Origin of the sequence: Luteimicrobium xylanilyticum, from assembly GCF_009429125.1 — a bacterium.
Lineage (GTDB): Bacteria > Actinomycetota > Actinomycetes > Actinomycetales > Cellulomonadaceae > Luteimicrobium > Luteimicrobium xylanilyticum.
Genome location: NZ_CP045529.1, coordinates 1591038 through 1615567, shown reverse-complemented (window position 1 = coordinate 1615567; position 24530 = coordinate 1591038). Strand labels below are relative to the sequence as shown.

The following is a 24530-nucleotide window of genomic DNA, read 5'->3' as shown; positions in this document are numbered from 1 at the left end:
GCCCTGCCCCTGGGGCAGGGTCAACACCCCGCGACGGGGACCTCGATCCGCGCCACCGTGGCGACGTCGTCGGACCAGGGCACGGGGTACACCTCGCGCGGCGGCCCGACGGGACCGCCCCCGGTGGGCCCCGCGGCGAGGAGCGCGTCGTAGTAGGCGAGGATCGCCGGGTAACGGCAGTCGGCAGGGGGCACCGGGATGCTCGCGACGGGCCGGGCGGGCTCGAGCCGCAACGCGACGTCCCCGGCGGGCCGCGCCGCGCCGTCGTACGGCACGCACGTCTCGATCCGGCCCGCCTCCCCGGGGTGCACCCGCTCGTGGAACACCACCCAGAACTCGGCGCCGAACGCGACACCCTGGCGGGCGAGCTCCTGGCGGACCGTCAGCACGGCCGACGTGAACGCCGGGACGAGCGCCGCCTGCTCGACGACGTCGGTCACGCACGCCACGGTCCGTGCCTCGCGCTGGACGCGTCCGACGGCGGCGCGGAGCCGCGACGGGTCCGGCCGCTCACCCGGGTCGGCGGCGCCTCCGGCCCGAGGGTCGGACGGCGCGGCGAGCAGGTCCACGACGCCGCGCTGGCTCTCGAGCGCCAGGCGTCGCTCGTCCCACCACGCGAGCAGCGCGGGCCGCAGCGCTTCGGGCGGGCCGTCGAGGAGCTCGCCGATCCGCGCGAGCGGCAGGTCGAGACGGCGCAGCAGGCCGATCGCGCGAGCCCGCGCGACCTGCGACGGCTCGTACGTGCGGTACCCCGTGACCGGGTCGACGCGCGCCGGGACGAGCAGCCCGTTCGCGTCGTACAGGCGCAGCGCCTTGGGCGACAGCCCCGACGCGCGGACCATCTCCCCCGTGCTCAGCCCGTCGGCCACGGTCCGCTCAGCCGGCGGCGGGCGACGCGGGCCGGGCGACGCCGAGCGCGACGCGTGCGCGGGCGACGTCGTCGTGCATGGTCGCGACGAGGCGCTCGATCGCGTCGGGGCCGTCGAAGCGCAGCGTCGGGCGCAGTCGCTCGACGAGCTCGAGCACGACCTCCTCGCCGTACAGGTCGAGGTCCGTGCGGTCGAGGACGTACGCCTCGACGCGGCGCTCGGCGCCGTCGAACGTGGGGTTGGTGCCGATCGAGACCGCCGCCGGGAGCACGGCGTCCGTCTCGCGGCCCGGACGCCGCAACCAGCCGGCGTAGACGCCGTCGGCCGGGACCATGCCCTGGACGGGGGTGCCGTCCGCGGCGGGGCCGAGGTTCGCCGTCGGGAAGCCGAGCTCGCGCCCGCGCGCGTCCCCGTGCACGACGACGCCGCGCAGCCGGTGCGGCCGGCCCAGGACCGCGGCCGCGGCCGCGACGTCGCCGGTGGCGAGCAGCTCGCGCACGTAGGTCGAGGACCAGCGCGCGTGCCCGTCGTGCGGGGTCTGCCCGACGTCGCCGACGACCTCCACGACGAACCCGTACCGCTCCCCCAGCTCGATCATCGTGTCGAGCGTGCCGGCGTTGCCGCGGCCGAACCGTACGTCCCGCCCGACGACGACCCGCCGCGCCCGCAGGCCCTCGACGAGGTAGCGGCGGACGAACTCGTCGGGCGTCTGCTGCGCGAACTCGAGCGAGTACGGCAGCAGGAGCACGGCGTCGAGGCCCGTCTCGGCGAGCAGCTCCAGCCGGTCGGCGACCCCCGTGAGGAGCTCGGGCGCCTCGTCCGGCCGGTGCACCGCGACCGGGTGCGGGTCGAACGTCACCGCCACCGCGCGGGCGTGCTCCTCGCGCGCGCGTTCCGCGATCGCCCGGCAGACCGCGACGTGGCCGCGGTGGACCCCGTCGAAGTTGCCGATGGTGACGACGGTGGGGCCGAAGTCGGCGGGCACCTCGGCGAGGTCGGTCCAGCGCAGCACGGGGACCAGCCTGCCACCTCGCCGGGGTGCGCGCGGAATCGGCGCCCGGGTCGGGGCGGCGACCGGTCGGACGCTCACCCCGCTGCCGCGAAGACGACGGCCGGACGCGCGAGGAGGCCGCCCTTGCCCTTCGAGTCCTCGACGAGCGCGACGAGCGTCCCGTCCGGGCCGATCGCGGCGTGCACCCCGGGTTCGCCGGCCGCCGGCAGGGCGCGACCGTGGCCGAGCGCCGCGGCGTCGTCGTCGTCGAGCTCGCGGACCGGGAACGTCGCGCGGGCGGCGTCGGCGAGCGGGAGCGTCGCGAGGACGCCGTCGGCGTCGGCCTGCGCCTCGAGCTGCTCGAGCGTGCGCGCGCCCGCGAGGTCGTACCCACCGACGCGCGTGCGGCGCAGGGCGACGAGGTGCGCCCCCACGCCGAGCGCGGCGCCGAGGTCACGCCCGAGCGCACGCACGTACGTGCCCGACGAGCACACGACGCGCGCGTCGACGTCGACGGTGTGCACGGCGCCGCCGCCCGTCGGGACGTCAGGGCCCGGCCGGACGTCCTCGATCTCGAAGGCCGAGATCGTGACCGGGCGCGCGGCCAGCTCGACCTGTTCCCCCGCGCGGACGCGGGCGTACGCGCGCTCGCCGTCGACCTTGATCGCGGACACCGCGCTCGGCACCTGCAGCACGTCCCCGGTGAGGGTCGCCGCCGCGGCGCGCACGGCGTCGGCCGTGACGGCGCCCGCGTCAGTGGTCGCGGTGACCTCGCCCTCCGCGTCCTCGGTGGTGGTCGCGACGCCGAGCCGGACCGTCGTGACGTACTCCTTCTCGGCCCCGACCACGTAGGTCAGCAGCCGCGTCGCACGGCCCACGCCGACGACGAGCACGCCCGTCGCCATCGGGTCCAGCGTGCCCGCGTGACCGACCTTCTTGGTCCCGGCGAGGCGGCGCATCCGCCCGACGACGTCGTGGCTCGTCCAGCCCTGCGGCTTGTCGACGACGACGAGGCCGTCGGGTGCGGTGGGCCGGCGGGGCGGGCGTTCGGCGCGCAGCGGGCGCCCGGCCGACGTCGTCACGCGGCGTCCGTGATCAGCTCGGCGGCCGCGTCCGCGCCGACGGCGCACGCGAGCAGCTCGCCGACTCCCGGTTCGGAGGCGTGCTCGGGCGCCTCGGCCGCGAGGAGCACGTTGATGAGCATCCCCGAGGCCACGAAGTTGCGGGCGGCCTCGTCGCCCTGGCCGGTGAGCTCCCTGAAGATCTCGAACGCGCGGACGAGGGTGCGGCGGGCCTGGAGGCCGAACGTCGGGTCGGACCCGGACACGAAGCCGTGCATGAGGACGCGGAGCTTGTCCCGGTCGGCGAGCAGCCGGACGTACACGTCGCCGAGCGCACGCGCGGCGTCGGGCCCGGGTTCGACGCGCTCGAAGCTCGCGATGATCGCGCCGCAGATCCGCGCGAGCACCGCGGCGAACAGGTCGTGCTTGGAGCCGAACAGCCGCACGACGTACGGCTGGGACACGCCGGCGGCGCGCGCCACCTCGTCGGTCGTCGTGCCGGCGTAGCCGTGCTCGGCGAACGCCGTCGTCGCGGCGTCCAGGATCTGCTCGCGGCGCTCGTCCGCGGTCATGCGCGTACTCATGCTTGACAGGTTATCAGTCGATTACTAGCGTGCGACGAGTCGAAGTAATCAGTCGATGCCTTCCATCTTCTTCCTCGGCTCGCGCGCCGCGCAGCCCTCCCGTCCTCGGCCCACCTCATCCGGAGGTCTTGATGTCCACCGCGGTCCCCACCCGCCGGCCCTCGCCGGCACCCGACCTCGATGCCCGGCGGCAGCGCACCGCGCCCGTCTGGCTCGCGCTCGTCGCCGCGTCCCTGCCGATGTTCATGGCGACTCTCGACAACCTCGTGATGACGGGCGCGCTGCCCGTCATCTCCCGCCACCTGTCCCCCAGCGTCGAGCAGCTCCAATGGTTCGTGAACGCGTACACCCTCGCGTTCGCGACCCTGATGATCCCGCTCGCCACCCTCGGCGACCGGCTCGGGCGACGCCGGACGTTCGTCGTCGGCATCGCGGTGTTCGCGCTCGGCTCGATCGGGAGCGCCCTGTCCGGCACACCCACCGAGCTCATCGCGGCCCGCACGCTCCAGGGCGTCGGCGGTGCCGCGATCATGCCGCTGTCGCTGGCCCTGCTCGCCGGAGCCGTCCCGGCCGCGAAGCGGGCCATGGCGATCGGCGTCTGGGGTGGCGTGTCCGGCCTCGGTGTCGCGCTCGGGCCGGTCGTGGGCGGCGCCGTCGTCGACGGGCTGTCGTGGCAGGCGATCTTCTGGCTCAACGTCCCCGTAGCGGCCGTCGCGATCCCGCTCGCGCTGCGGGCGCTGCGCGAGTCGGAGCCCGCCTCGGTCCGCCTCGACGTGACGGGCCTGGTCCTGTCCGCCGCAGGCGTCCTGTTCGGCGTCTGGGCGATCGTCGGCGCCAACGACCGTGGCTGGGGTTCCGTGACGACCGTCGGGATGCTCGTGGCCGCCGTCGCCCTGCTCGTGGCGTTCGTCGTACGGGAGGGACGCACGGACCACCCGCTCGTGCCGCTGCGGCTGTTCCGGTCCCGGAGCTTCTCGGTCTCGAACGCGACGAGCCTCGCGTTCTCCGTCGGGATGTTCGGGGCCGTCTTCCTGCTCACGCAGTACCTGCAGATCGGCGGCGGGTACTCCCCGTTCGCCGCGGGCCTGCGGACCCTGCCGTGGACCGCGGCCCCGATGGTCGTCGCGCCGGTCGCCGGGATGCTCGCACCGCGGTTCGGCGTGCGCCCGTTCGTCGCCGGCGGACTCGTCCTCCAGACGGTCGCGCTCGGCTGGATCGCCGCGCTCGTCGGGCCGACCGTGGACTACCCCTCGTTCGTCCCGGCGTTCGTGCTCGCGGGGGTCGGGATGGGGCTGACGTTCGCGCCCGTGGCCACCGCGGTGCTCGCGGGTCTGCCCGAGTCCGACCACGCCACCGCGAGCAGCGTCAACGCGACCATCCGTGAGGTGGGCGTCGCGCTCGGCGTCGCGGTGGTGACGGCGGTGTTCCTCGCCGCGGGCGGTGCGTTCACACCCGAGTCCTTCGCCGACGGTCTCCAGCCGGCGCTGTGGGTCGGGACGGCGATCCTGGCCGCCGGTGCCGTGGCCGCCTTCCTCATGCCGCGCGCCACGGGCAAGGAGCGCTGACCGCCCGGCCGGGCTGCGCCGTCGAGCACGGGCTCGCCGCCCCACGAGAACGGGCTCGCCGCTCGTCCGGAGAACCGGACGGGCGGCGAGCCCGTTCTCGACGCGGGGTCTGGTGCGCTTCGCGCCGTCAGGCCTCGTCGTCCTCGTCGTCTGCGGCGTCCTCTTCGGGACGCTTGTAGGGGTCGGCGTCTCCCGCGAAGTCCTTGCCCTCGCGCAGCGCGGCGAGCTCGGCGTCCTTCTCGCGGGCGGCGCGGAGCGCGTCCTCGAGGTGGGCGGCGTTCTCCGGGATCGCGTCGAGCTGGAACTCGAGCGTCGGCGTGAGCCGGATCCCCGTCTGCTTGCCGACCTCGGACCGGATGACTCCCTTGGCGCTCTCGAGCGCCGCGGCGGTCCCGGCCCGCTCCTCTTCCGTCCCCCGCACGGTGTAGAACACCGTGGCGTTCTGCAGGTCCCCGGTCACGCGCACGTCGGTCACGGTGACGTGACCGAGCCGCGGGTCCTTGATCCGCCGGTCCAGCATGGTCGCGACGACCTGCTGGATCCGCTCGGCCAGCTTCCTGGCCCGCACACTCTCAGCCATCAACCCTCATCTCCGGGGTTGCGAAGCAACCCCTGGTCCACCCAAGCCCGCGAACGTGACGCTCGCGCCATGGTGACAGAACGAACAGAGCCCTGCCCGGAGGGAGAGGTGTGGCGGGTCGTGGTGGGGCCGGCACGGGCCGCCAGGCCCGCGGCAGACCCGCCACCCCTCTCCCGGACGGGCAGGGCGGAGGCGACGACGGATCGTCACCCCGGCGGAAGGAGCGTCACGAACGCGGCTTCTCCCGCATCTCGAAGGTCTCGATGACGTCCTCGAGCTGGATGTCGTTGAACGACCCGAGCCCGATACCGCACTCGTAGCCCTCGCGGACCTCGGTGGCGTCGTCCTTGAACCGCTTGAGCGAGTCGATCTGGAGGTTGTCCCCCACGACGACACCGCCACGCAGCACGCGAGCCTTGGAGTTTCGCGTGATGACGCCCGAGCGGACGATCGTTCCCGCGATGTTGCCCGCCTTCGAGGACCGGAAGATCTCGCGGATCTCCGCGGTCCCGAGCTGGACCTCCTCGTACTCGGGCTTGAGCATGCCCTTGAGCGCGGCCTCGACGTCGTCGATGGCCTGGTAGATGACCGTGTAGTAGCGGATGTCGACGCCTTCGCGGTCGGCCAGGTCGCGGACGCGGTCCGCGGGCTTGACGTTGAAGCCGATGATGATCGCGTTGTCCACGGTCGCCAGGTTGACGTCGTTCTGCGTGATCGCACCGACACCGCGGTGGATGATGCGCAGCTCGACCTCGTCGCCGACGTCGATCTTGAGCAGCGCGTCCTCGAGGGCCTCGACGGCACCGGACACGTCGCCCTTGAGGACGAGGTTGAGGGTCTCGACCTTGCCCTGCTCGAGGGCCTGCGTGAAGTCCTCGAGGCTGATGCGCTTGCGGCGCTTGGCCAGCGTCGCGGCACGCTCGGCGGCCTCGCGCTTCTCGGCGATCTGCCGTGCGGTGCGGTCGTCGGGGGCCACGATGAACGTGTCGCCGGCGCGGGGCACCGAGGTCAGGCCGAGCACCTGGACCGGACGCGACGGGAGCGCCACGTCGAGGTTCTCGCCGTGCTCGTCGAACATCGCGCGGACGCGGCCGTGGGCCGTTCCGGCGACGATCGAGTCGCCGACCGCGAGCGTGCCGGACTGCACGAGCACGGTCGCGACGGAGCCGCGGCCCTTGTCGAGGTTGGCCTCGATGGCGACGCCGCGCGCGTCCTTGTCAGGGTTGGCGCGCAGGTCGAGGGCGGCGTCCGCGGTGAGCAGGACGGCGTCGAGGAGGTCCTCGATGCCGACGCGGTTCTTCGCGGACACGTTGACGAACATCGTGTCGCCGCCGTACTCCTCGGCCACCAGGTTGTACTCGGTGAGCTGCTGGCGGATCTTGTCGGGGTTCGCCCCCTCCTTGTCCACCTTGTTCACCGCGACCACGATCGGCACGTTCGCCGCCTGCGCGTGGTTGAGCGCCTCGATGGTCTGGGGCATCACGCCGTCGTCCGCCGCGACCACGAGGATCGCGATGTCGGTGACCTGTGCACCTCGGGCACGCATGGCGGTGAACGCCTCGTGACCCGGGGTGTCGATGAACGTGATCGCCCGGTCGACGCCCTCGTGCTCGTGGTGCACCTGGTAGGCGCCGATGTGCTGGGTGATCCCACCGGCCTCGCCCGCGACGACGTCCGAGGAACGGACCGCGTCGAGGAGCTTCGTCTTTCCGTGGTCGACGTGACCCATGACGGTGACGACTGGGGGCCGCGGCTCGAGCACGTCGTCGCCCTCGGCCTCCAGCTCGCCCTCGAGGTCGATGTCGAACGCACCGAGGAGCTCACGGTCCTCGTCCTCCGCCGACACCATCTCGATGACGTAGCCGAGCTCGGCGCCCAGCGTGCCGAAGGTGTCCTCGTCGAGCGACTGCGTCGCGGTCGCCATCTCGCCCAGGTGGAAGAGGACGGTCACGAGGCTCGCGGGGTTCGCGTCGATCTTGTCCGCGAAGTCGGACAGGCTGGCGCCGCGGCGCAGACGCACGACGGTCGAGCCGTCGCCGCGGGGGACGGTGACGCCGCCGAGCGACGGCGCCTGCATCTGCTCGAACTCCTGGCGCTTCGCGCGCTTCGACTTCCGTCCGCGCACGGGACGCCCACCGGCGCGCCCGAAGGCGCCCTGCGTGCTGCCACGACCGGCGCCGCCACGACCGCCGCCACCGGGGCGACCGCCGAAGCCACCGCCACCGCCGGGACGCGCGGCGCCACCGGCACCGCCACCGCCGCCGAAGCCACCGCGACCGCCGCCACCCGGGCGACCACCGCCGCCGGCACCCTGACCGGCACCGGGCCGGCCGAGCGACGTGCGGCCCGGCATCATGCCGGGGTTCGGGCGGGCGCCGCCGGGACGCGGTGCGGCGCCACCGGAGCGGGGTGCGCCACCGGGGCGCGGGGCCGCGGGACGCGGACCGCCCGACCGCTCGGCCGAGCCCTCACCACGGTCGGGGCGCGACTGCGGCCGGGGCATGCCCTGCTGCGACGCGAACGGGTTGTTGCCCGGACGCGGCCGGGGCATGCCCTGGCTCGACGCGAACGGGTTGTTGCCGGGTCGCGGCGCCGCGCCGCCCGGGCGCGGGGCGCCGGGCCGCGGGGCCGTCGACTCGTTGCCCGCGGCGGGCTTGGGCGCCGCTGCGGGCTTCGGGCCGGGCGTCGGCGCGGACTGGCGCGGCGCGGGCCGCTCGGCGGGCGCGGGGCGCTCGGCAGCGGGTGCGGGGGTCTCCTCCGCGGCCGGCGCCTGGGGCGCGGCGGGGCGGGGGGCCGCAGGCTTCGCTGCCGCGGGCTTCGCGGCAGGCTTCGCCGCGCCACCCTTGCCGGTGGCGGACGCGCCGGCACCTGCACCGGCGGGGAAGGCGTCGCGCAGCTTGCGCACGACGGGTGGTTCGATCGTCGAGGACGCCGACCGGACGAACTCACCGAGCTCGGTGAGCTTCGTCATGATCGTCTTGCTCTCGACACCGAGCTCCTTGGCGAGCTCGTAGACGCGGACCTTGGCCACAACTCTCCTGTCTCGGCCCGCCCGGACAGGGAGGACCGTCGTTAGTACTGAGGGGTGCTCATCGCAGGGTGCTCATCGCGTGCCCATGTGTTTCTGACCCGCTTCCTGATAGACGTGTCTGGCATGTCGTGCTCTCGCACGTGGTCGTCACTCGGCACCGAGGCCGACGAGGAACTGACGGACTCCGCTCGCGTCGAGCGCACTGCGCAGGCGCAGCGCCCGGGGGAACGCGTGGCGGCGTTCGGCCAGCTCCAGGCAGCGCATCCGCGGGTGCAGCCACGCGCCACGCCCCGGGAGCGAGCGTCGGACGTCCACCACGAGCACCGCCGTCTGGGCGGCACCCGCCGGGCCGTCGTCCGTCCGCGCCACGAGGCGCACGAGGTCGGACCGAAGGTCACGGGACCGGCAGCCGACGCACGTCCGCACCGGTGCCCCTGGGGGCTCGCTCGGTGACGAGGATACGGGGAGGACGTGCGACATCGGCCGGGCCTGAGACCCGTTGTCGGACATCTTACCCCGTCGGCCCCGGGTCACCCCGCCGTCGGGCGGGCCGAGCCGCCCTCGGGCGCGCCCTCGTCGGACCGGATGTCGATGCGCCACCCCGTGAGCTTCGCGGCGAGACGGGCGTTCTGGCCCTCCTTGCCGATGGCGAGCGAGAGCTGGTAGTCCGGCACGACGACCCGTGCCGAGCGCGTGTCCTCGTCGACGATCGTGACCTCGTTCACGCTCGCCGGCGACAGGGCGTTGCCGACGAAGCGCGCCGGGTCCGGGCTGTAGTCGACGATGTCGATCTTCTCGCCGTGCAGCTCGGCCATGACGGCCCGCACGCGCGCCCCCATCGGGCCGATGCAGGCGCCCTTGGCGTTGAGCCCCGAGACCGTCGTGCGGACGGCCATCTTGGACCGGTGACCGGCCTCGCGGGCCAGCGCCACGATCTCGACCGAGCCGTCCGCGACCTCGGGCACCTCGAGCTCGAACAGCTTGCGCACGAGGTTCGGGTGCGTCCGGCTCAACGTGATCTGCGGGCCCTTCATTCCGCGGGTCACCTCGAGGACGTAGGCGCGCAGCCGCTCGCCGTGGACGTACTCCTCCGTCGGCACCTGCTCGTGCGGCGGGAGCACCGCCTCGACGCCGCCCACCTCCACCAGCACGACGCGCGGGTCGCGGCCCTGCTGGATGACGCCGGCGATGACCTCGCCCTCCTTGCCGCGGAACTGGCCCAGGATCGCGTCGTCCTCGGCGTCGCGCAGCCGCTGGACGATCACCTGGCGTGCGGTCGCGGTGGCGATCCGGCCGAAGTCGGCGGGCGTGTCGTCGAACTCGGGGCCGAAGCTGTGCACCCCGTCCTCGTCCACGACCTCCTCACGCGCCCACACGGCCGCGCGTCCGGACGTGCGGTCCAGCTCGACGCGCGCGTGCGGCTGCGCCCCGGTGCTGCGGTGGTAGGCCGAGAGCAGGGCCTGCTCGATCGCCCCCACCAGGACGTCCAGGCTGATGTCCCGCTCGCGCTCGATCGCGCGCAGAGCGCTCATGTCGATGTCCATCAGGCCTCCTCGTCGTCGGTGGTTCCAGCAGACCGTGAGAGCTCGACCTCGATGCTGCCGCGCGCGACGTCCGAGCGGTCGACCCGCTCGGGCTGCCCGGCAGGGACCTCCGTCAGGACGAGCTCGTCGCCCTCGACGTCGGACAGCCGGCCCTCGTACGTACGGCCGTCGCGCAGCGCCAGGCTGACGCGCCGTCCGCGCGCCCGCTTGAAGTGCCGGGCCTCGGTGAGCGGCCGCGAGGTCCCGGGCGTCGAGACCTCGAGCGTGTACTGCCCGGGCAGGACGTCGGACGCGGCGTCGAGCGCCTCCGAGACCTCGCGCGAGACGTCGGCCACGGCGTCGAGGTCGAGGCTGCCGAGGACGTCCTCGGGCAGGTCGAGCGTGACGCGCACGACCGAGCGGCTGCCGGCGCGGGACACGACGACGTCCTCGAGGTACAGACCCGCGCGATCGACCACCGGCGCGACGACCTCGCGGACCGTGTCCGCCGGTTGCTGCCTGGGCATGCGTTCTCCTGTCGGTTCTCACGGCCCACCTGCGGGACGCGAGCTTCTGAGGACCGCGAGCCGGGTGCGCCGGGCAGCGATCGAGATCGTCTCGACCGGTGTGCTGTTGTGCGGGTCAAGACTACCGACTCGACGGGCGGTCGGCGTCCCGACGTCCGGCGCGGCGTCCGCGTCGTGGCGCTGTCGCCAGCCCGGTCGTGGGATCATCGGGCGCGATGCAACCGCACCCGTCCCCCGCCCGCGCCCTGCCCCGCCGGCCGCCTGCATTCCTCGCCGCGGCGGCCGCCGTCCTGCTCGCGCTCGTCCTGAGCGGCTGCGGCGTGCGCCTCGAGTCCGACCCGCCGCCGCCCCTGACGCCGACTGCCGACGAGCTCGTGCGGGCCGCGACCGTCGCGGACGTCGTCGGGGTCCGTGATCTCGCCCGGGCAGCCCTCGACGACGGCGCGACGGGGGCGGTCGCGACCCGGCTCCGGGCGATCGTGAAGCAGGCGGGCACGCAGGTCACCGCGCTCGGCGGCGTCTACGACGGCCCGGCGCCGACGACGAGCCCGACCGCCTCGGCACGGGCGACGGCGACGGCGACAACGACAACGACCAAGCCCACGGCGGCCGCCGTCGTCCGCCGGCTCGGCGCCGCGTCGAGCGCGGCGCGTGGACGCCTGGCGGACGCGGACGACGCCCACCTCGCGCGGCTCGTCGCCCAGGTCGGCACGTCCCAGGACCTGAGCGCGCGGGCGCTCGCCGCGGTCGCCCACGTCAAGGCTCCCGCGACGCAGGCCGCCCGGGTGACCGTCCCGGCCACGCTCCCCGAGGGCGCACGGGCCACCGTCGCGGCGACCGTGATCGAGGACGAGGACGCCGCGGGATACCTGCTCGAGGTCGTCGCCGCGCGGTCGAGCGGTGCGGCACGCAAGGAGACCGCCGCCCGTGCCGCCGTGCACCGCGCCCGGGCGCAGGACTGGGCCACCGCGGCCGGGGTCGCCGGCACCGACGGCGACCCCCGGCGGACGGCGTACGCGCTGCCGGCCAAGTCGGTCGCCCGCACGGTCGAGTCGCGCCTGACGACCGGCTACGCGGCCCTCCTCGACACGCTCGACCCGAAGGGTCGGGCCGCCGTCGCGGACCTCCTGGCGGACAGCGCCCGGGCGGCCGTCGACGCGGGCGCCGCGATCACCGCGCTCCCGGGCGGCACCCCGAAGTAGTACGGCCGCCGGTATACCTCGCGAGGTATACCGGCGGCCGTACTACTTCGGCGGAAGAGGGCGCCTCAGAGGAGCGCGGCGACCCGCTCCGCCACGCGCTCGACGACGTCCGCGACGGGCACCTGCTCGGCGTCGTCGCCCGCGCGGCCACGCACGTCGACGACGCCGTCCGCGAGCCCTCGGCCCACGACGACGACGACCGGCACGCCGATCAGCTCGGCGTCCGCGAACTTCACGCCCGGCGAGACCTTGGGGCGGTCGTCGTACAGCACCTCGATGCCGCGCGCGGCGAGCCCGGAGGCGATCGTGTCGGCCGCGTCGAACACGTCCTGGCTCTTGCCGGTCGCGACCACGTGGACGTGGGCGGGCGCGACGTGCGCCGGCCACGCGAGGCCCTTCTCGTCGTGGTTCGCCTCGGCGAGCGACGCCATCACGCGCGTCACGCCGACACCGTACGACCCCATGGTGACGACGACCTGCTTGCCGTTCTGGTCGAGCACGGTCAGGCCGAGGGCCTGCGCGTACTTGCGGCCGAGCTGGAAGATGTGGCCGATCTCGATGCCACGGGCGAGCTCGAGCGGACCCGAGCCGTCGGGGGCCTCGTCGCCGGCGCGGACCTCGGCCGCCTCGATCGTGCCGTCGGCGGCGAAGTCGCGACCCGCGACGAGGTCGAAGACGTGCCGGCCGGGCTGGTTCGCGCCGGTGATCCAGCGGGTGCCCTCGACGACGCGCGGGTCGAGCAGGTAGCGGACCGCCGAGACGGTGGACGCGTCCGGCCCTGCGCCGACGGTCACCTGCGCGCCCTGCGGCCCGAGGGCGCCCGGGCCGATGTAGCCCTTGACGAGCTCGGGGTGCGCGGCGAAGTCGCCGTCGCCCGCGGGTTCGACCTCGGCCGGCTCGAGCGAGGCGCCGAGGCGCTTCAGGTCGACCTCACGGTCGCCGGGCAGCCCGACGACGAGCACCTCGCGGCGTCCGTCCGGGTGCGTCGCGGCGAGCACGACGTTCTTGAGCGTGTCCGCCGCCGTCCAGGCGCGGTCGGGGCGCGGGAAGCGCTCGTTCGCGACCGCCACCAGCGACTCGATGGTCGGGGTGTCGGGGGTGTCCTCGACGTGGGCCGGGGGGGCGTCGTCGTACGGGACGGCGTCCGGGACGGGTGTGACGACGGCCTCGACGTTCGCCGCGTAGCCGCCGGCGGAGCGCACGAACGTGTCCTCACCGATGGGCGTCGGCGTGAGGAACTCCTCCGACCGCGAACCGCCCATGGCGCCGCTGGTCGCGGCGACGATGACGTACTCGAGCCCGAGCCGCTCGAAGATCCGCTGGTAGGCGGCGCGCTGGGCGGCGTAGGAGGCGTCGAGGCCGGCGTCGTCGACGTCGAACGAGTAGGCGTCCTTCATGATGAACTCGCGCCCGCGGATCAGGCCGGCACGGGGCCGGGCCTCGTCGCGGTACTTGGTCTGGATCTGGAAGAGCGTGAGCGGCAGGTCCTTGTACGAGGAGTACAGGTCCTTCACCAGGAGCGTGAACATCTCCTCGTGCGTGGGCGCGAGCAGGTAGTCGGCCTCCTTGCGGTCCTTGAGCCGGAACAGGCCCGGGCCGTACTCGGTCCAGCGGCCGGTCGCCTCGTAGGGCTCGCGCGGCAGCAGCGCCGGGAAGTGCACCTCCTGCGCGCCCGCCGCCTGCATCTCCTCGCGGACCACGGCCTCGACCTTCGCGAGGACGCGCAGGCCGAGCGGCAGCCACGTGTAGATGCCGGGCGCCGCGCGGCGGATGTAGCCGGCGCGCACCAGCAGCTTGTGGCTCGCGACCTCGGCGTCGACCGGGTCCTCGCGCAGGGTCCGGACGAACAGCGTGGACATCCGCAGGACGGCAGGGGACGAGGAGGTCAGGTCGTGCGACATGCGGGACAGCCTACCGGCGGGCCAGGATGGGACGATGCCGGAGCTGCCCGAGGTCGAGGCGCTCGTCGGGTTCCTGCGGGACCGCACGAGCGGGCACCAGATCACGTCCGTCGCGCTGGGTCAGATCTCCGCGCTCAAGACGTACGCCCCGCCGCTGGACGCGCTCGTCGGCCGGCGCGTTGGCGACGTCGTCCGGCACGGCAAGTGGCTCGACGTCGTGGCCGTCCCGCCAGACGGGGCCGACGGCGGAGCGCTCCATCTCGTCTTCCACCTCGCCCGGGGCGGGTGGCTGCGCTGGTCCGAGCAGGCGCCGACGACGCCGGTGCGGCCTCGCGCGGGCGGGGGCGGGGGCAACCGGCCCACGCTCGCGCTGCGCGTGCGGTTCGACGACGGCGGGGGCTTCGACCTGACCGAGGCCGGGACGCGCAAGCGGCTCGCCGTGTACGTCGTCGCCGACCCGGCCGAGGTCCCGCAGGTCGCGACGCTCGGTGTCGAGCCGATGTCGGACGCGTTCACGCCGCAGGTCCTGTCCGAGCTGCTCGCCCGCAAGAACCAGCAGATCAAGGGACTGCTGCGCGACCAGGGTGCGATCGCGGGCATCGGGAACGCGTACTCGGACGAGATCCTGCTCGTCGCCCGGACGAGCCCGTTCCGCCTCACCAAGACCTACGGCGGGGCCGACGGGCCGCCGTCGGACGACGTGGTGGCCCTGCACACCGCGATCCGGGACGTGCTGCGCGAGGCCGTGGCGGCGTCGTCGGGCAGGCCCGCGGCCGAGCTCAAGGACGCCAAGCGTCGCGGGATGCGCGTGCACGGGCGGACGGGCGAGCCGTGCCCCGGCTGGGACGGCGTGCCGTGCGGCGACACGGTCCACGAGGTGTCGTTCGCGGACCGCTCGCTGCAGTACTGCCCCACCTGCCAGACGGGTGGTCAGGTGCTCGCGGACCGGCGGATGTCGCGGCTCCTGCGCTGACCGCGTCCCGACCAGGCGAGCGCGACGCCCACCGCGAGGGACGCGACCGCCACGCCGCCGCCGAGGGCCGGCCAGCCCGACGCGGTCGCGAGCGCCCCGGCGCTCAGCGCGCCCGCGACCTGGGCCGCCGTGGTCAGGACCTCGGAGACGGGCTGCACGCGACCCCGCTCGGCCGGTCCGTACGAGGCCGCCACCATCGCGCTGCCACCGCTGAAGGCCAGGTTCCAGCCCACCCCGACGGCCGCCATCGCGACGACGAACGCCGGCAGGGACGGGCTGACGAGGGCCGCGGCGCCCGCGACCACGATCACCGCCGTGCCGAGGAGCGCGACCCGTCGCTCGCCGAACCGGCCGATCCACCGGGCGACGACGAACCCGGGCGCGTACATGCCGACCATGTGGAGCTGGACCGCGAGCGCCGCCTGACCCTCGCTGTGCCCCAGGTCCGTCCCGGCGAGCGGGCCCGCCGTCATCATCGACATCATCGCGAACGCGGCGAGCGCCGCAGCGGCCACGCCGCCCAGCAGCACGGGCTGGCGCCAGAGCACCGCGCGGGACCGCACGCCGTCGTCGGCCGGGTCGGACTGGTCGGCCTGGTGGGCCTGGTCGGCAGCTGAGACCACCGTCGCGGCGGCGACGCCGTCTGTGCGGCCGAGGACCGCGAGGCTGCGCGGCAGGAACGCGTTCCACGCGAGCGCGGCGAGGCCCGCGGCGGCGACGAGCAGGTAGGAGGCGACGTACGGCGTCGGGGTGGCGTGGGTGAGCGCGGTCGCGAGGAACGGTCCGACGAGCGCCGCGACCAGGCCGCCGGCGAGGACGGTGCTCACGGCCCGGGCCCGTGCGTCGGGCCACGACTCGGCTGCGGCGAACCGGTAGTAGCCGGTTCCTGCCTGGTAGACGCCGACGAACGCGGTCCCGACGCAGAACAGCCAGAACTGGTCGAGCTGCACGGCGAGCGCGCAGACGAGCCCGGCGACGACGGCGAACGCGGGGGCGACGCCGAACGCCCGCCGGTAGCCCGCACGCCCGACCAGCCGCGACCACGCGAAGGTGGACGCAGCGGCGGCGAGCGGGATCAGGCTGAACGGGACCGTCGCGAGGACGCGGCTGGGGGCCAGGTGGGCACCGACGACGCCCGTGAGCGTCAGGTCGACGGTGGTGCCGAGCACGGCGAGGCCCTGGGCCGTCACCAGGCGCCGCACGGCCGGGCCGGGCTGCGGCGGAGCGGTCGGGGCGGAGGGCGGGGACAGGGGGCTGGTGGTGGTCACGAAGCAAGCGTCGCGGGAAGCGGGGACGCGCACGAGAGGCAGGAATGCCGCGCTGCGCTAGATTTCTGCCATGACCACTCCCTCCACCACCGGAGCCCACCGCGTCGCCGTCCTCGCGCTCGCGGACGCCCTGCCGATGGAGGTCGGGATCCCGTTCCAGGTGCTCCAGCGGCGCAGCTACCCCTACGAGGTCGAGCTCTGCGGCGAGCGGCCCGGCCCCGTCCCGACGACAGGAGGCTTCCCCCTGCTCGCCGGCGCCGGGCTCGAGGCGCTGGACCGGGCGGACACCATCGTCGTGCCCGCGTTCCACGAGGTCGACCGGCCGCTGGCACCGCCCGTGCTCGATGCCCTGCGCGCCGCGCACGCGCGCGGCGCGAGGCTCGTGTCGATCTGCGTCGGCGCGTTCGCGCTCGCCCAGGCCGGGCTGCTCGACGGCCGTGTCGCGACGACGCACTGGCAGCACGCCGACCGCCTCGCGCGCACCTACCCGCGCGTGACGGTCGACCCGGACGTGCTCTACGTCGACGACGGCGACGTCGTCACGGCGGCGGGCGTCGCGTCCGGCATCGACGTGTGCCTCCACCTGCTGCGCACGGACCACGGCGCGGCTGCCGCCAACGAGGTCGCGCGGTCCATCGTCGCCGCCCCGCACCGCGACGGCGGTCAGGCGCAGTTCGTCCCGCGGGCCGACGAGCCCGCACGGCAGGACGTGCTCGCCGCGACCCGGGCGTGGGCGTTGGGCAGGCTCGACGAGCCGCTCACCGTCGCCGACCTCGCCCGGCACGCGCACGTGTCCGTGCGCACGCTCGCCCGCGCGTTCGCCACGGAGACCGGGTTGTCGCCGCTCCGGTGGCTCACGACCGCGCGCGTCGACCGGGCGCGCGAGCTCCTCGAGACGACCGACTGGGGCGTCGACCGCGTCGCGCAGGCCGCGGGCCTCGGCACGCCCGCGAACCTGCGGCTCCACCTGCGCCGCACCCTCGGCGTGAGCCCGTCCGAGTACCGGGCGACGTTCTCGCTGACCACGGCGGCCTGAGCGGTCAGCGCGGGCCGTCGTACGCGGGGCCGGTGACGACCACACGCCGCCCGCGGGAGGTCGCGCCCCAGGCGTCGGCGACGCGCTCGAGCGGGTACGCCTCGACGTCGACGTGGACGCTGCCGTCCGCGAGCCGGCCGAGGTAGACGGGGATCTCCGCGAGGACCTCCTGCACCGAGCCGGAGCCCGCGCCGGAGCCGCGGAGGGTGAGCGCGGTCGAGCGGAGCAGGGCGGCGGGTACCGACGCGCGGGGCCCGGCGGCCTGCCCGATCTCGACGTACTCGGTCCGGTGCTCGTCCTCGTCGAGACCCGACCCGGTGAGCGCGTCGAGGACGGACTCGGCCGGCGCGCCCCAGAGGAAGTCGAGCACGAGGCCGGGGCGGCGCTCGGCGAGAGCGTCCGTGAGCGTGCGGACGTCGTCGTCGCGCACGGACGACAGGGGGACGGCCGTGACCGCCCCTCGCCCGCCGTCGACGGCGACGTCGAGCGCCGCGGTGTCGCGGCCGACGGCGACGACGTGCGCTGCACCGAGGGCGAGGGCGTTCCGAACCGCGAGCGAGCCCGCGACCCCCGTCGCCCCGACGACGAGCACGGTGCCGAGCGGCCCGCGCCGCGCGGCCTCGCGCAGCGGCAGCCACGACGCCATGCCCGGGTTGAGGGCAGCGGCAGCCTGCAGCGGGTCCGTACCGTCGGGCAGCGGGAAGCTCATCGGGACCGCGAGCCGTTCGGCGAACGTCCCGTACGGGTGGGCGGTGAAGCCCGTGTACACGAGCGCGCCGTCGGCGGTCCGGGCGACGGCGTCGACCCCGGGCACGGACGGCCGTGCGTCGGTGCTGCCGTAGTGCTCGCCCGCGGCGAGCTGGCGCACGACGGGATGCAGCCCGGCGGCGACCAGGGTGACGAGCTCGCGGCCTTCGGCGGCAGGCGGGTCAGGGAAGGACGCGGCGACCGGGCCGACCCTCGGTCCGGTGACGACGGCGGCGAGCATGACCTCTCCTTAACGCTGTTCAGTACCGATGGCCCCATCGTGACTTAACATCGTTAAGGATGCAAGGGCATGGATCCGTCGGGAGGTGGGCCGGGTGAGCAAGGGGCTGACACGCGACCAGGTGGTGCGCGCGGCGCTCGACCTCCTCGACGAGGTAGGCCTCGACGACCTCACGATGCGGGCGCTCGCCGCGCGACTCGACGTCAAGGCGGCGGCGCTCTACTGGCACGTGCGGAGCAAGGCGGACCTCGTCGACGAGATGGGGACCGCGCTCTGGCGAGAGGCCCTCGGCGCGCTTCCCGCGCGCTCCCCCGCCGACCGCCCGGACGACCTCCTCGTCGCCTTCGCCGGCACGCTCCGGGCCACCCTGCTGTCCCATCGCGACGGCGCGCGTCTCTTCGCGGGCACCTACCTCACCGACGTCACCGTGCTCGAGGCGCAGGAGCCCCTCCTCGCAGCCCTCGTCGACGGCGGCGTCGACCTCGATACCGCCGTCGAGGTCTCGACCGTGCTGTACGCGTTCACCGTCGGCGCGACGATCGAGGAGCAGGCGGTCCGCCAGGCCCGCTCGTCGGGCGACGCGCGCTACGACCTGCCCGAGCGCGAACGACGCCTCGACGCCGAGCGCTTCCCGCTGGTCACGGCCGCGGGCCGGCTGTCGTTCCCGGACCCGGCGACGCGCTTCGACCGGGCGGTCCGCCGCCTCGTCGCGTCGTTCGACGGCTGGTCCACCCGCGCCTGACGGCGCGGGACGGTCGCTAGAACAGGACCGTCGCGAGGGTCCCGACCTGTTCGAAGCCGACCCTGCGGTACGCGGCGAGCGCCGGGGCGTTGTAGTCGTTGACGTACAGCGACACGACCGGCGCGACCTCGCGGCGCGCGGCGACCACGACGGCTGCGACGCCCGCCTCGGACAGCCGGTGGCCGCGGCGGCCGGGATCGACCCAGACGCCCTGGATCTGGGCGACGTGATCGGTGACGGCGCCGAGCTCGGCCTTGAAGGCGACGAACGGCCTCCCGTCCGCGCCGCGCTCCATCCGGACGAAGGACCGCCCGGTCGCGATGAGCTGGCGCACGCGCCGTTCGTAGGCGGAGCTGCCGCCGACGACGGGCGAGTACCCGACCTCCTCGACGAACATGCGCACGCAGGCGGGCAGGATCGCACCGAGCTCCTCGCCCAGGCCGCGCCGGACGGCGGGGTCGGGGGCGACGTCGGGGTCGCGGGCGATGGCCATGGACGGTTGGCTGGCCCGGATCTCGCGCGGCCGGGGCCAGGTGGGCGCGAGGCGCTCCCACAGGCCCAGGGCCACGGGGGCGTCGCCGACGATCGAGGAGCTGCGCCGCCCTTCGAGCCGCGCGGCGGCAGCGAAGGCGTCGATGGCGGCCTCGCGCTCGGGTCCCGTCTCGGGGACCACGGGGAACAGGTTGGCACCGGACCAGCAGATCGCGGTCGGCGCGCCGGCCGCGGGGTACGCCCAGACGCTCCCGCCGCCGCGTGCGTCGGCCTCGGGCCAGTCGGCGACCCGGGCCGCCGCGAGAGCCGCGGTCACCGGGTCGACGGCGCACACCGCGAGCGCTGCGGCAGCCTCGTGCCGCCCCAGGACGCGCGCGGGGGCGGCGCGCAAGCCGTGCGCGTCGTCGCGGGCGAACAGGCGGACCATGCGCCGATTCTCCCCCATGCGCCTCACGAGCGCCGTCAGGCGTGCGGGCGGGCTCAGCTCACGGTGACGACGGGACCTGACGGGGTGCGCTCCTCGGCCGGCATGGAGTCGGCGATGCGCATGGCCTCCTCGATGAGGGTCTCGACGATCATCGCCTCGGGCACGGTCTTGATGACCTCGCCCTTGACGAAGATCTGGCCCTTGCCGTTGCCGGACGCGACGCCGAGGTCGGCCTCGCGGGCCTCGCCCGGGCCGTTGACGACGCAGCCCATGACGGCGACGCGCAGCGGCACCTCCATGCCCTCGAGCCCGGCGGTGACGCGCTCGGCGAGCGAGTACACGTCGACCTGGGCGCGGCCGCACGACGGGCACGAGACGATCTCGAGCTTGCGGGGCCGCAGGTTGAGGGACTGGAGGATCTGGATGCCGACCTTGACCTCCTCGACGGGCGGCGCGGACAACGACACGCGGATGGTGTCACCGATGCCCTTGCTGAGAAGCGCTCCGAACGCCGTCGCCGACTTGATGGTGCCCTGGAACGCCGGCCCGGCCTCGGTCACGCCGAGGTGCAGGGGCCAGTCGCCGCGCTCCGACAGGAGCTCGTAGGCGCGCACCATGACGACGGGGTCGTTGTGCTTGACCGAGATCTTGAAGTCGTGGAAGTCGTGCTCCTCGAAGAGCGACGCCTCCCAGACGGCGGACTCGACGAGCGCCTCGGGCGTGGCCCGGCCGTACTTGGCGAGCAGGCGCGGGTCGAGCGAGCCGGCGTTGACGCCGATCCGCAGCGACGTGCCGTGGTCCTTCGCCGCCTGGGCGATCTCCTTGACCTGGTCGTCGAACTTGCGGATGTTGCCCGGGTTGACGCGGACGGCCGCGCAGCCGGCCTCGATCGCGGCGAACACGTACTTCGGCTGGAAGTGGATGTCCGCGATGACGGGGATCTGGGACTTCTTCGCGATCGCGGGGAGGGCCGCGGCGTCGTCGGCGCTGGGCACGGCGACGCGCACGATGTCGCAGCCGGACGCGGTCAGCTCGGCGATCTGCTGCAGGGTGGCGTTGATGTCCGAGGTCAGCGTCGTCGTCATGGACTGGACGCTGATCGGGGCGTCGCCACCGACCTCCACCTTGCCGACACGGATCTTGCGCGTCTTGCGGCGGGGGGCGAGGACGGGTACGGGGGCCTCGGGCATGCCGAGGTTGATCGGGACGCTCACACCCCTAGTATCTCCCGCCCGCGACGCCCGTCGGGCGCGGCGGCGCGAACGGGAGCGGTGCAGACCCGTCGGATCTCGTGGAGATGCTCATGTGAGGCGGACGGGATCCACGATGTCCGCGTAGATGAGCAGCACGCCCATGACGGTGAGCAGCCCGAACATGGCGTACGCCACAGGCATCATGCGGGCCGTGTCCGCCGGGCCGGGCCGCGGCAGCCTCCGTACGCGGGCGACCGTGCGCTTCGCACCCTCGTACAGCGCGCCGACGACGTGGCCGCCGTCGAGCGGGACGAGCGGGATGAGGTTGAACACGAACAGCGCGACGTTGAGGCTCGCGAGCAGCAGGAGCATCGCCTGCACGCGGGCGATCACCGACGCCTGGTCCGCGCCCGCGACGTCGACCGCGACCCGGCCGACGCCGACGACGCTCATCACGGAGTCGGCGCTGCGGGGCTCGTCGCCGAACGTGGCGCGGGCGACGTCGACGACCTTGACGGGGAGCTGGGCCACGAGCCCGACGGTCTGCGTCGTGATGTCCCACGTCTGGCTCGCAGCCGTCGCGGGCGACTGGTGCTCGCGCGCGAACGTCGGCTCGATCCCGACGTAGGGCACGGTCGTCGTCGTCACGGTCCCGTCGTCGGCCGTCGTCTGCGCCTTCCGCTCGGCCGGGGTCACGTCGAGCGTGACGTCGTGCCCGTCGCGCTCGACGACGAGCGTCGTGGCGTCCGTGCCGCCGTGCGCGATGGCGTCGGCCAGCTCGTCCCAGCTCGTCACCGCCGTCCCGCCGTAGCTGAGGACCGTGTCCCCGGCCCGGAGCCCCGCGGCCGACGACGGCGCCGCCGGGTCTCCTGCCCGGCACACGCCGTCGGACGACGTCGGCACGCAGGCGGGGACGGTGCCGACGGTCGTCGTGGGGGTCTGCACCCCGATGGCCGTGAGCGCGATCAGGGTCAGGACGAACGCGATGACCAGGTTCATGACGGGGCCGCCGAGCATGACCACGACCTTCTTGGGCGCGGACAGCCGGTAGAACGCCCGGGACTCCTGGCCCGGGAGGATCTCCTCGGCGGACGCCTCGCGGGCCGCGGACGTCATCTCCCCGAACCAGCCCTTGCGCGGGCGGTGGCCCTCAGGAGCAGGCGCGTACATCCCGACGAGCCGCACGTACCCGCCCGCGGGGATCGCCTTGAGCCCGTACTCCGTCTCGCCGCGGGTCCGCGACCACAGCGTCGGCCCGAAGCCGACCATGTACTGGCTCACCCGCACCCCGAAGAGCTTCGCCGGGACCATGTGGCCCACCTCGTGCAGGGCGATGGACACCAGCACGCCCACCACCACGACGAGCACCGCGATCACGACGGCCATGCGCTTCGATCCTCCAGAGGGGACGGTCGGACGGGACGCCCAGCATGCACGGCGCACCTGGGTGAGCGCTGAACCCGCCCTGGGGACGGGCGGCCGACGCAGCGCGACGACCTCGCCGTGGCCCTCGTCGCCCCGCGCGGGGCCGTCGTCGAGCGGTCCGGCTGCGACCGGCTCGTCGTCGGCTCCGCGGCCCGGATCGACGTGCCGGGCCGCGCGTCGCGCTGACGTCGGGCGACGGCATCCGTCAACGGCGTGCGAGGACCGCGCGCGCCTCGTCGCGCGCCCACGCGTCGGCCGCGAGCACGCCCTCGACGCTCGACGCGTCCAGGTCCGCGTCCACGTGCGCGTCGACGACCTGCGCGACCGTGTCGACGATGTCGAGGAACCCGATCGCGCCGTCGTGGAACGCGTCGACGCACACCTCGTTGGCGGCGTTGTAGACGGCGGGCGCCACCCCGCCCTCGGCGCCCACTCGCCGGGCGAGCGCGACCGCGGGGAACCGCTGCTCGTCGAGCGGCGCGAACTCCCAGGTGGCCGCCTGCGTCCAGTCGACGGGCACGTCGACGTCGGCGAGCCGGTCCGGCCACGACAGCCCCAGCGCGATCGGCACGAGCATGCGCGGCGGACCGGCCTGGGCGATCGTCGAGCCGTCCTGGAACTCGACCATCGAGTGGATCATCTGCTGCGGGTGCACGACGACCTCGATGCGGTCGAACGGGACGTCGAAGAGCAGGTGCGCCTCGATCACCTCGAGGCCCTTGTTGACGAGCGTCGCGGAGTTCGTCGTGACGACGCGACCCATCGCGAAGTTCGGGTGGCGCAGCGCCTCGGCGGGCGTCGCCGTCTTCATCTCGTCCCGCGACCGCCGCAAGAAGGGCCCGCCGGACGCGGTGAGCACGAGGCGGCGGACCTCCCCCGCCGCGCCCGACCGCAGGGACTGCGCGATCGCGGAGTGCTCCGAGTCGACCGGGACGACCTGGTCCGGTCGCCGGACGGCGCCCGTGACGAGCCGCCCGCCGACCACGAGGGACTCCTTGTTGGCGAGCGCGAGGGTCGAGCCGGCGCCGAGCGCGGCCAGCGTGGGGCGCAGCCCGACCGCGCCGGTGATCCCGTTGAGGACGACGTCGCTCCCCCGCCCCGCGACCTCGGCGGCGGCGTCCGGCCCGTCGAGAACCTCGACCGACCCCAGCGCGTCCCGGACGACGCGCGCGGACTCCGGGTCCGCGACGGCGACGGCGCGGACGCCGAGCGCCCGCGCCTGGTCGATGACGAGCGCCGGGTCGGTGCCGCCCGCGCTGATCGCCTCGACCACGAACCGCTCGGGGTTGCGCCCGATCACGTCGACGGCCTGGGTGCCGATCGACCCGGTTGAGCCGAGCAGGGTCACGGTGCGGGGAGGGGTGCTGACGGCCATGCCCGCCATCCTCCCAGGCCCGGGCCCCTCCGCCGACGACGTCGTCACTGCGGCGCGGTCCACTCCAGCGTGTAGCGGAAGAACAGCCGACGGCGCAGGCGTGCGCCCGGCAGCACGGACCGGGCGGCCCGAACGACCTCGTCGAACGTGACGGCCGCGTCGCGCAGGACCACCGGCGGTTCGCAGCCGGCAGCGGGACGGGAGACCGGCGGGGCGCCGTCGGGCAGCGCGGCGCGGACCACCCGCGGGTGCTTGACGAACCCGACGACGGGGTTCGCGACCGCCGACACGAGGTCGACCGCGACGTCGCGACGGGTCGCGACCCGCGCGAGCCCGACCACGAGCAGCCGTCCGCCCGGCGCGAGCAGCTCGCGCGCGTGCTCGAGTGCCGGGACGAGGTCGAGGTGGTGCAGCACCGCGACCATGGTGATCGCGTCGTAGCCGTCCAGGCCGTCCGGCGGGCGCACGTCGGCAAAGGCCAGCTCGCGGATCCGGACGCGGCCGTCCGCGGCGAACCGCGCGGCGGTCCATGCCGCCGTCGCCGGGTCCGCGTCGATCCCGTCGACCCGGTCGAACCGGTCCGCCAGGAGCGAGACGAGAGCACCCCTCCCGCAGCCCACGTCCAGCACCGTCCGACGACGGCGCGGCAGCCGGCGCAGCAGCCAGCCGTGGAAGTGGTCGTTGTGGCTCCACGGGTGGCGGGTGTTCACCCAGGTCAGGCCGCGCGCCACGCCGCGCACCCACGGCGCCGACGTCGTGCGGTGGTTCATGCCCGGG

At 74.6% G+C, this 24530-nt stretch carries 22 protein-coding genes; 5 read left to right on the top strand and 17 right to left on the bottom strand.

Annotated features, from left to right (window positions below):
• Positions 1–20: 20 nt before the first annotated feature.
• The 4 genes from KDY119_RS07105 to KDY119_RS07090 all read right to left on the bottom strand — a co-directional run bounded on the left by KDY119_RS07105 (position 21) and on the right by KDY119_RS07090 (position 3505).
• Positions 21–869, bottom strand: coding sequence for a MerR family transcriptional regulator (locus KDY119_RS07105; RefSeq protein WP_153022115.1), 849 nt, complete (start codon positions 867–869; stop codon positions 21–23).
• Between the two features lie 7 nt (positions 870–876).
• A complete protein-coding gene (locus KDY119_RS07100) occupies positions 877–1881 on the bottom strand; it encodes a bifunctional riboflavin kinase/FAD synthetase (RefSeq protein WP_153022114.1) in 1005 nt (334 codons plus the stop codon).
• 74 nt (positions 1882–1955) lie between these two features.
• On the bottom strand, positions 1956–2942 hold the full coding sequence (gene truB / locus KDY119_RS07095; RefSeq protein ID WP_227994555.1) for a tRNA pseudouridine(55) synthase TruB: 987 nt from the start codon (positions 2940–2942) through the stop codon (positions 1956–1958).
• Complete coding sequence (locus tag KDY119_RS07090; protein WP_036951419.1) at positions 2939–3505, bottom strand: TetR/AcrR family transcriptional regulator; 567 nt, start codon at positions 3503–3505, stop codon at positions 2939–2941. Before KDY119_RS07090 ends, truB begins: the two co-directional genes overlap by 4 nt.
• 131 nt (positions 3506–3636) lie before the next feature.
• Between KDY119_RS07090 and KDY119_RS07085 the strand changes: the two genes are divergently transcribed.
• Complete coding sequence (locus KDY119_RS07085) at positions 3637–5070, top strand: MFS transporter (RefSeq protein ID WP_051136646.1); 1434 nt, start codon at positions 3637–3639, stop codon at positions 5068–5070.
• A 127-nt stretch (positions 5071–5197) separates the two neighbouring features.
• Here the strand turns inward: KDY119_RS07085 and rbfA are convergent, their stop codons facing one another.
• From rbfA to KDY119_RS07060, 5 genes are all read right to left on the bottom strand, one after another.
• Positions 5198–5650, bottom strand: a complete 453-nt coding sequence (gene rbfA / locus KDY119_RS07080) for a 30S ribosome-binding factor RbfA (RefSeq protein WP_036951421.1) — start codon at positions 5648–5650, stop codon at positions 5198–5200.
• 226 nt (positions 5651–5876) lie between these two features.
• Positions 5877–8681: a translation initiation factor IF-2 gene (gene infB, locus KDY119_RS07075; protein ID WP_153022113.1), complete on the bottom strand. Its 2805-nt coding sequence runs from the start codon at positions 8679–8681 to the stop codon at positions 5877–5879.
• Between the two features lie 147 nt (positions 8682–8828).
• Positions 8829–9161 carry a YlxR family protein gene (locus KDY119_RS07070; protein WP_051136756.1) on the bottom strand — a complete coding sequence of 111 codons (333 nt, stop codon included), beginning with the start codon at positions 9159–9161 and terminating at the stop codon, positions 8829–8831.
• Between the two features lie 50 nt (positions 9162–9211).
• Positions 9212–10225 carry a transcription termination factor NusA gene (nusA, locus tag KDY119_RS07065; RefSeq protein WP_036951437.1) on the bottom strand — a complete coding sequence of 338 codons (1014 nt, stop codon included), beginning with the start codon at positions 10223–10225 and terminating at the stop codon, positions 9212–9214.
• Positions 10225–10731, bottom strand: a complete 507-nt coding sequence (locus KDY119_RS07060) for a ribosome maturation factor RimP (RefSeq protein WP_036951440.1) — start codon at positions 10729–10731, stop codon at positions 10225–10227. The genes nusA and KDY119_RS07060 overlap by 1 nt, the downstream gene beginning before the upstream one ends.
• A 215-nt stretch (positions 10732–10946) precedes the next feature.
• On the opposite strand from KDY119_RS07060, the gene KDY119_RS07055 reads away from it, so the two are divergent.
• Positions 10947–11933, top strand: a complete 987-nt coding sequence (locus tag KDY119_RS07055) for a DUF4439 domain-containing protein (RefSeq protein ID WP_153022112.1) — start codon at positions 10947–10949, stop codon at positions 11931–11933.
• Positions 11934–11998: 65 nt separating this feature from the next.
• On the opposite strand, the gene KDY119_RS07050 is transcribed toward KDY119_RS07055, so the two are convergent.
• A complete protein-coding gene (locus tag KDY119_RS07050; RefSeq protein ID WP_227994554.1) occupies positions 11999–13834 on the bottom strand; it encodes a proline--tRNA ligase in 1836 nt (611 codons plus the stop codon).
• Between the two features lie 34 nt (positions 13835–13868).
• Between KDY119_RS07050 and KDY119_RS07045 the strand changes: the two genes are divergently transcribed.
• Positions 13869–14807, top strand: coding sequence for an Fpg/Nei family DNA glycosylase (locus KDY119_RS07045; protein ID WP_036951458.1), 939 nt, complete (start codon positions 13869–13871; stop codon positions 14805–14807).
• Here the strand turns inward: KDY119_RS07045 and KDY119_RS07040 are convergent.
• Positions 14765–16075 (bottom strand): MFS transporter, encoded by a 1311-nt coding sequence (locus KDY119_RS07040; RefSeq protein ID WP_194174368.1) that lies wholly within the window; start codon positions 16073–16075, stop codon positions 14765–14767. The two genes, KDY119_RS07045 and KDY119_RS07040, sit on opposite strands and share 43 nt — an antisense overlap.
• A 70-nt stretch (positions 16076–16145) precedes the next feature.
• Here KDY119_RS07040 and KDY119_RS07035 point away from each other — a divergent pair, with 70 nt between their 5' ends.
• A complete protein-coding gene (locus KDY119_RS07035) occupies positions 16146–17111 on the top strand; it encodes a GlxA family transcriptional regulator (protein WP_036951460.1) in 966 nt (321 codons plus the stop codon).
• Between the two features lie 4 nt (positions 17112–17115).
• Here the strand turns inward: KDY119_RS07035 and KDY119_RS07030 are convergent, their stop codons facing one another.
• A complete protein-coding gene (locus tag KDY119_RS07030) occupies positions 17116–18099 on the bottom strand; it encodes a zinc-binding alcohol dehydrogenase family protein (RefSeq protein WP_036951463.1) in 984 nt (327 codons plus the stop codon).
• Between the two features lie 94 nt (positions 18100–18193).
• Here KDY119_RS07030 and KDY119_RS07025 point away from each other — a divergent pair, with 94 nt between their 5' ends.
• Complete coding sequence (locus tag KDY119_RS07025; RefSeq protein WP_036951466.1) at positions 18194–18841, top strand: TetR/AcrR family transcriptional regulator C-terminal domain-containing protein; 648 nt, start codon at positions 18194–18196, stop codon at positions 18839–18841.
• A gap of 16 nt (positions 18842–18857) precedes the next feature.
• Here the strand turns inward: KDY119_RS07025 and KDY119_RS07020 are convergent, their stop codons facing one another.
• From KDY119_RS07020 to KDY119_RS07000, 5 genes are all read right to left on the bottom strand, one after another.
• The gene (locus KDY119_RS07020) at positions 18858–19760 is read right to left on the bottom strand and encodes a GNAT family N-acetyltransferase (RefSeq protein WP_153022110.1); all 903 of its coding nucleotides are present in this window, start codon (positions 19758–19760) and stop codon (positions 18858–18860) included.
• 53 nt (positions 19761–19813) lie between these two features.
• The gene (gene ispG, locus KDY119_RS07015) at positions 19814–20974 is read right to left on the bottom strand and encodes a flavodoxin-dependent (E)-4-hydroxy-3-methylbut-2-enyl-diphosphate synthase (RefSeq protein ID WP_036951469.1); all 1161 of its coding nucleotides are present in this window, start codon (positions 20972–20974) and stop codon (positions 19814–19816) included.
• Positions 20975–21061: 87 nt separating this feature from the next.
• Positions 21062–22339, bottom strand: coding sequence for a M50 family metallopeptidase (locus KDY119_RS07010; protein WP_036951471.1), 1278 nt, complete (start codon positions 22337–22339; stop codon positions 21062–21064).
• Positions 22340–22583: 244 nt separating this feature from the next.
• On the bottom strand, positions 22584–23753 hold the full coding sequence (gene dxr / locus KDY119_RS07005; RefSeq protein WP_153022109.1) for a 1-deoxy-D-xylulose-5-phosphate reductoisomerase: 1170 nt from the start codon (positions 23751–23753) through the stop codon (positions 22584–22586).
• Between the two features lie 44 nt (positions 23754–23797).
• Complete coding sequence (locus tag KDY119_RS07000; RefSeq protein ID WP_083890921.1) at positions 23798–24523, bottom strand: class I SAM-dependent methyltransferase; 726 nt, start codon at positions 24521–24523, stop codon at positions 23798–23800.
• Positions 24524–24530 lie beyond the last annotated feature (7 nt).

Excerpts from the sequence above, each read along its gene's own strand:
- KDY119_RS07090 (WP_036951419.1), bottom strand. The coding sequence starts at position 3,505 with ATGAGTACGCGCATGACCGCGGACGAGCGCCGCGAGCAGATCCTGGAC.
- KDY119_RS07085 (WP_051136646.1), top strand. The coding sequence starts at position 3,637 with ATGTCCACCGCGGTCCCCACCCGCCGGCCCTCGCCGGCACCCGACCTC.
- rbfA (WP_036951421.1), bottom strand. The coding sequence starts at position 5,650 with ATGGCTGAGAGTGTGCGGGCCAGGAAGCTGGCCGAGCGGATCCAGCAG.
- KDY119_RS07070 (WP_051136756.1), bottom strand. The coding sequence starts at position 9,161 with ATGTCGCACGTCCTCCCCGTATCCTCGTCACCGAGCGAGCCCCCAGGG.
- nusA (WP_036951437.1), bottom strand. The coding sequence starts at position 10,225 with ATGGACATCGACATGAGCGCTCTGCGCGCGATCGAGCGCGAGCGGGAC.
- KDY119_RS07060 (WP_036951440.1), bottom strand. The coding sequence starts at position 10,731 with ATGCCCAGGCAGCAACCGGCGGACACGGTCCGCGAGGTCGTCGCGCCG.
- KDY119_RS07055 (WP_153022112.1), top strand. The coding sequence starts at position 10,947 with ATGCAACCGCACCCGTCCCCCGCCCGCGCCCTGCCCCGCCGGCCGCCT.
- KDY119_RS07050 (WP_227994554.1), bottom strand. The coding sequence starts at position 13,834 with ATGTCGCACGACCTGACCTCCTCGTCCCCTGCCGTCCTGCGGATGTCC.
- KDY119_RS07045 (WP_036951458.1), top strand. The coding sequence starts at position 13,869 with ATGCCGGAGCTGCCCGAGGTCGAGGCGCTCGTCGGGTTCCTGCGGGAC.
- KDY119_RS07035 (WP_036951460.1), top strand. The coding sequence starts at position 16,146 with ATGACCACTCCCTCCACCACCGGAGCCCACCGCGTCGCCGTCCTCGCG.
- KDY119_RS07030 (WP_036951463.1), bottom strand. The coding sequence starts at position 18,099 with ATGCTCGCCGCCGTCGTCACCGGACCGAGGGTCGGCCCGGTCGCCGCG.
- KDY119_RS07020 (WP_153022110.1), bottom strand. The coding sequence starts at position 19,760 with ATGGTCCGCCTGTTCGCCCGCGACGACGCGCACGGCTTGCGCGCCGCC.
- KDY119_RS07010 (WP_036951471.1), bottom strand. The coding sequence starts at position 22,339 with ATGGCCGTCGTGATCGCGGTGCTCGTCGTGGTGGTGGGCGTGCTGGTG.
- dxr (WP_153022109.1), bottom strand. The coding sequence starts at position 23,753 with ATGGCCGTCAGCACCCCTCCCCGCACCGTGACCCTGCTCGGCTCAACC.
- KDY119_RS07000 (WP_083890921.1), bottom strand. The coding sequence starts at position 24,523 with ATGAACCACCGCACGACGTCGGCGCCGTGGGTGCGCGGCGTGGCGCGC.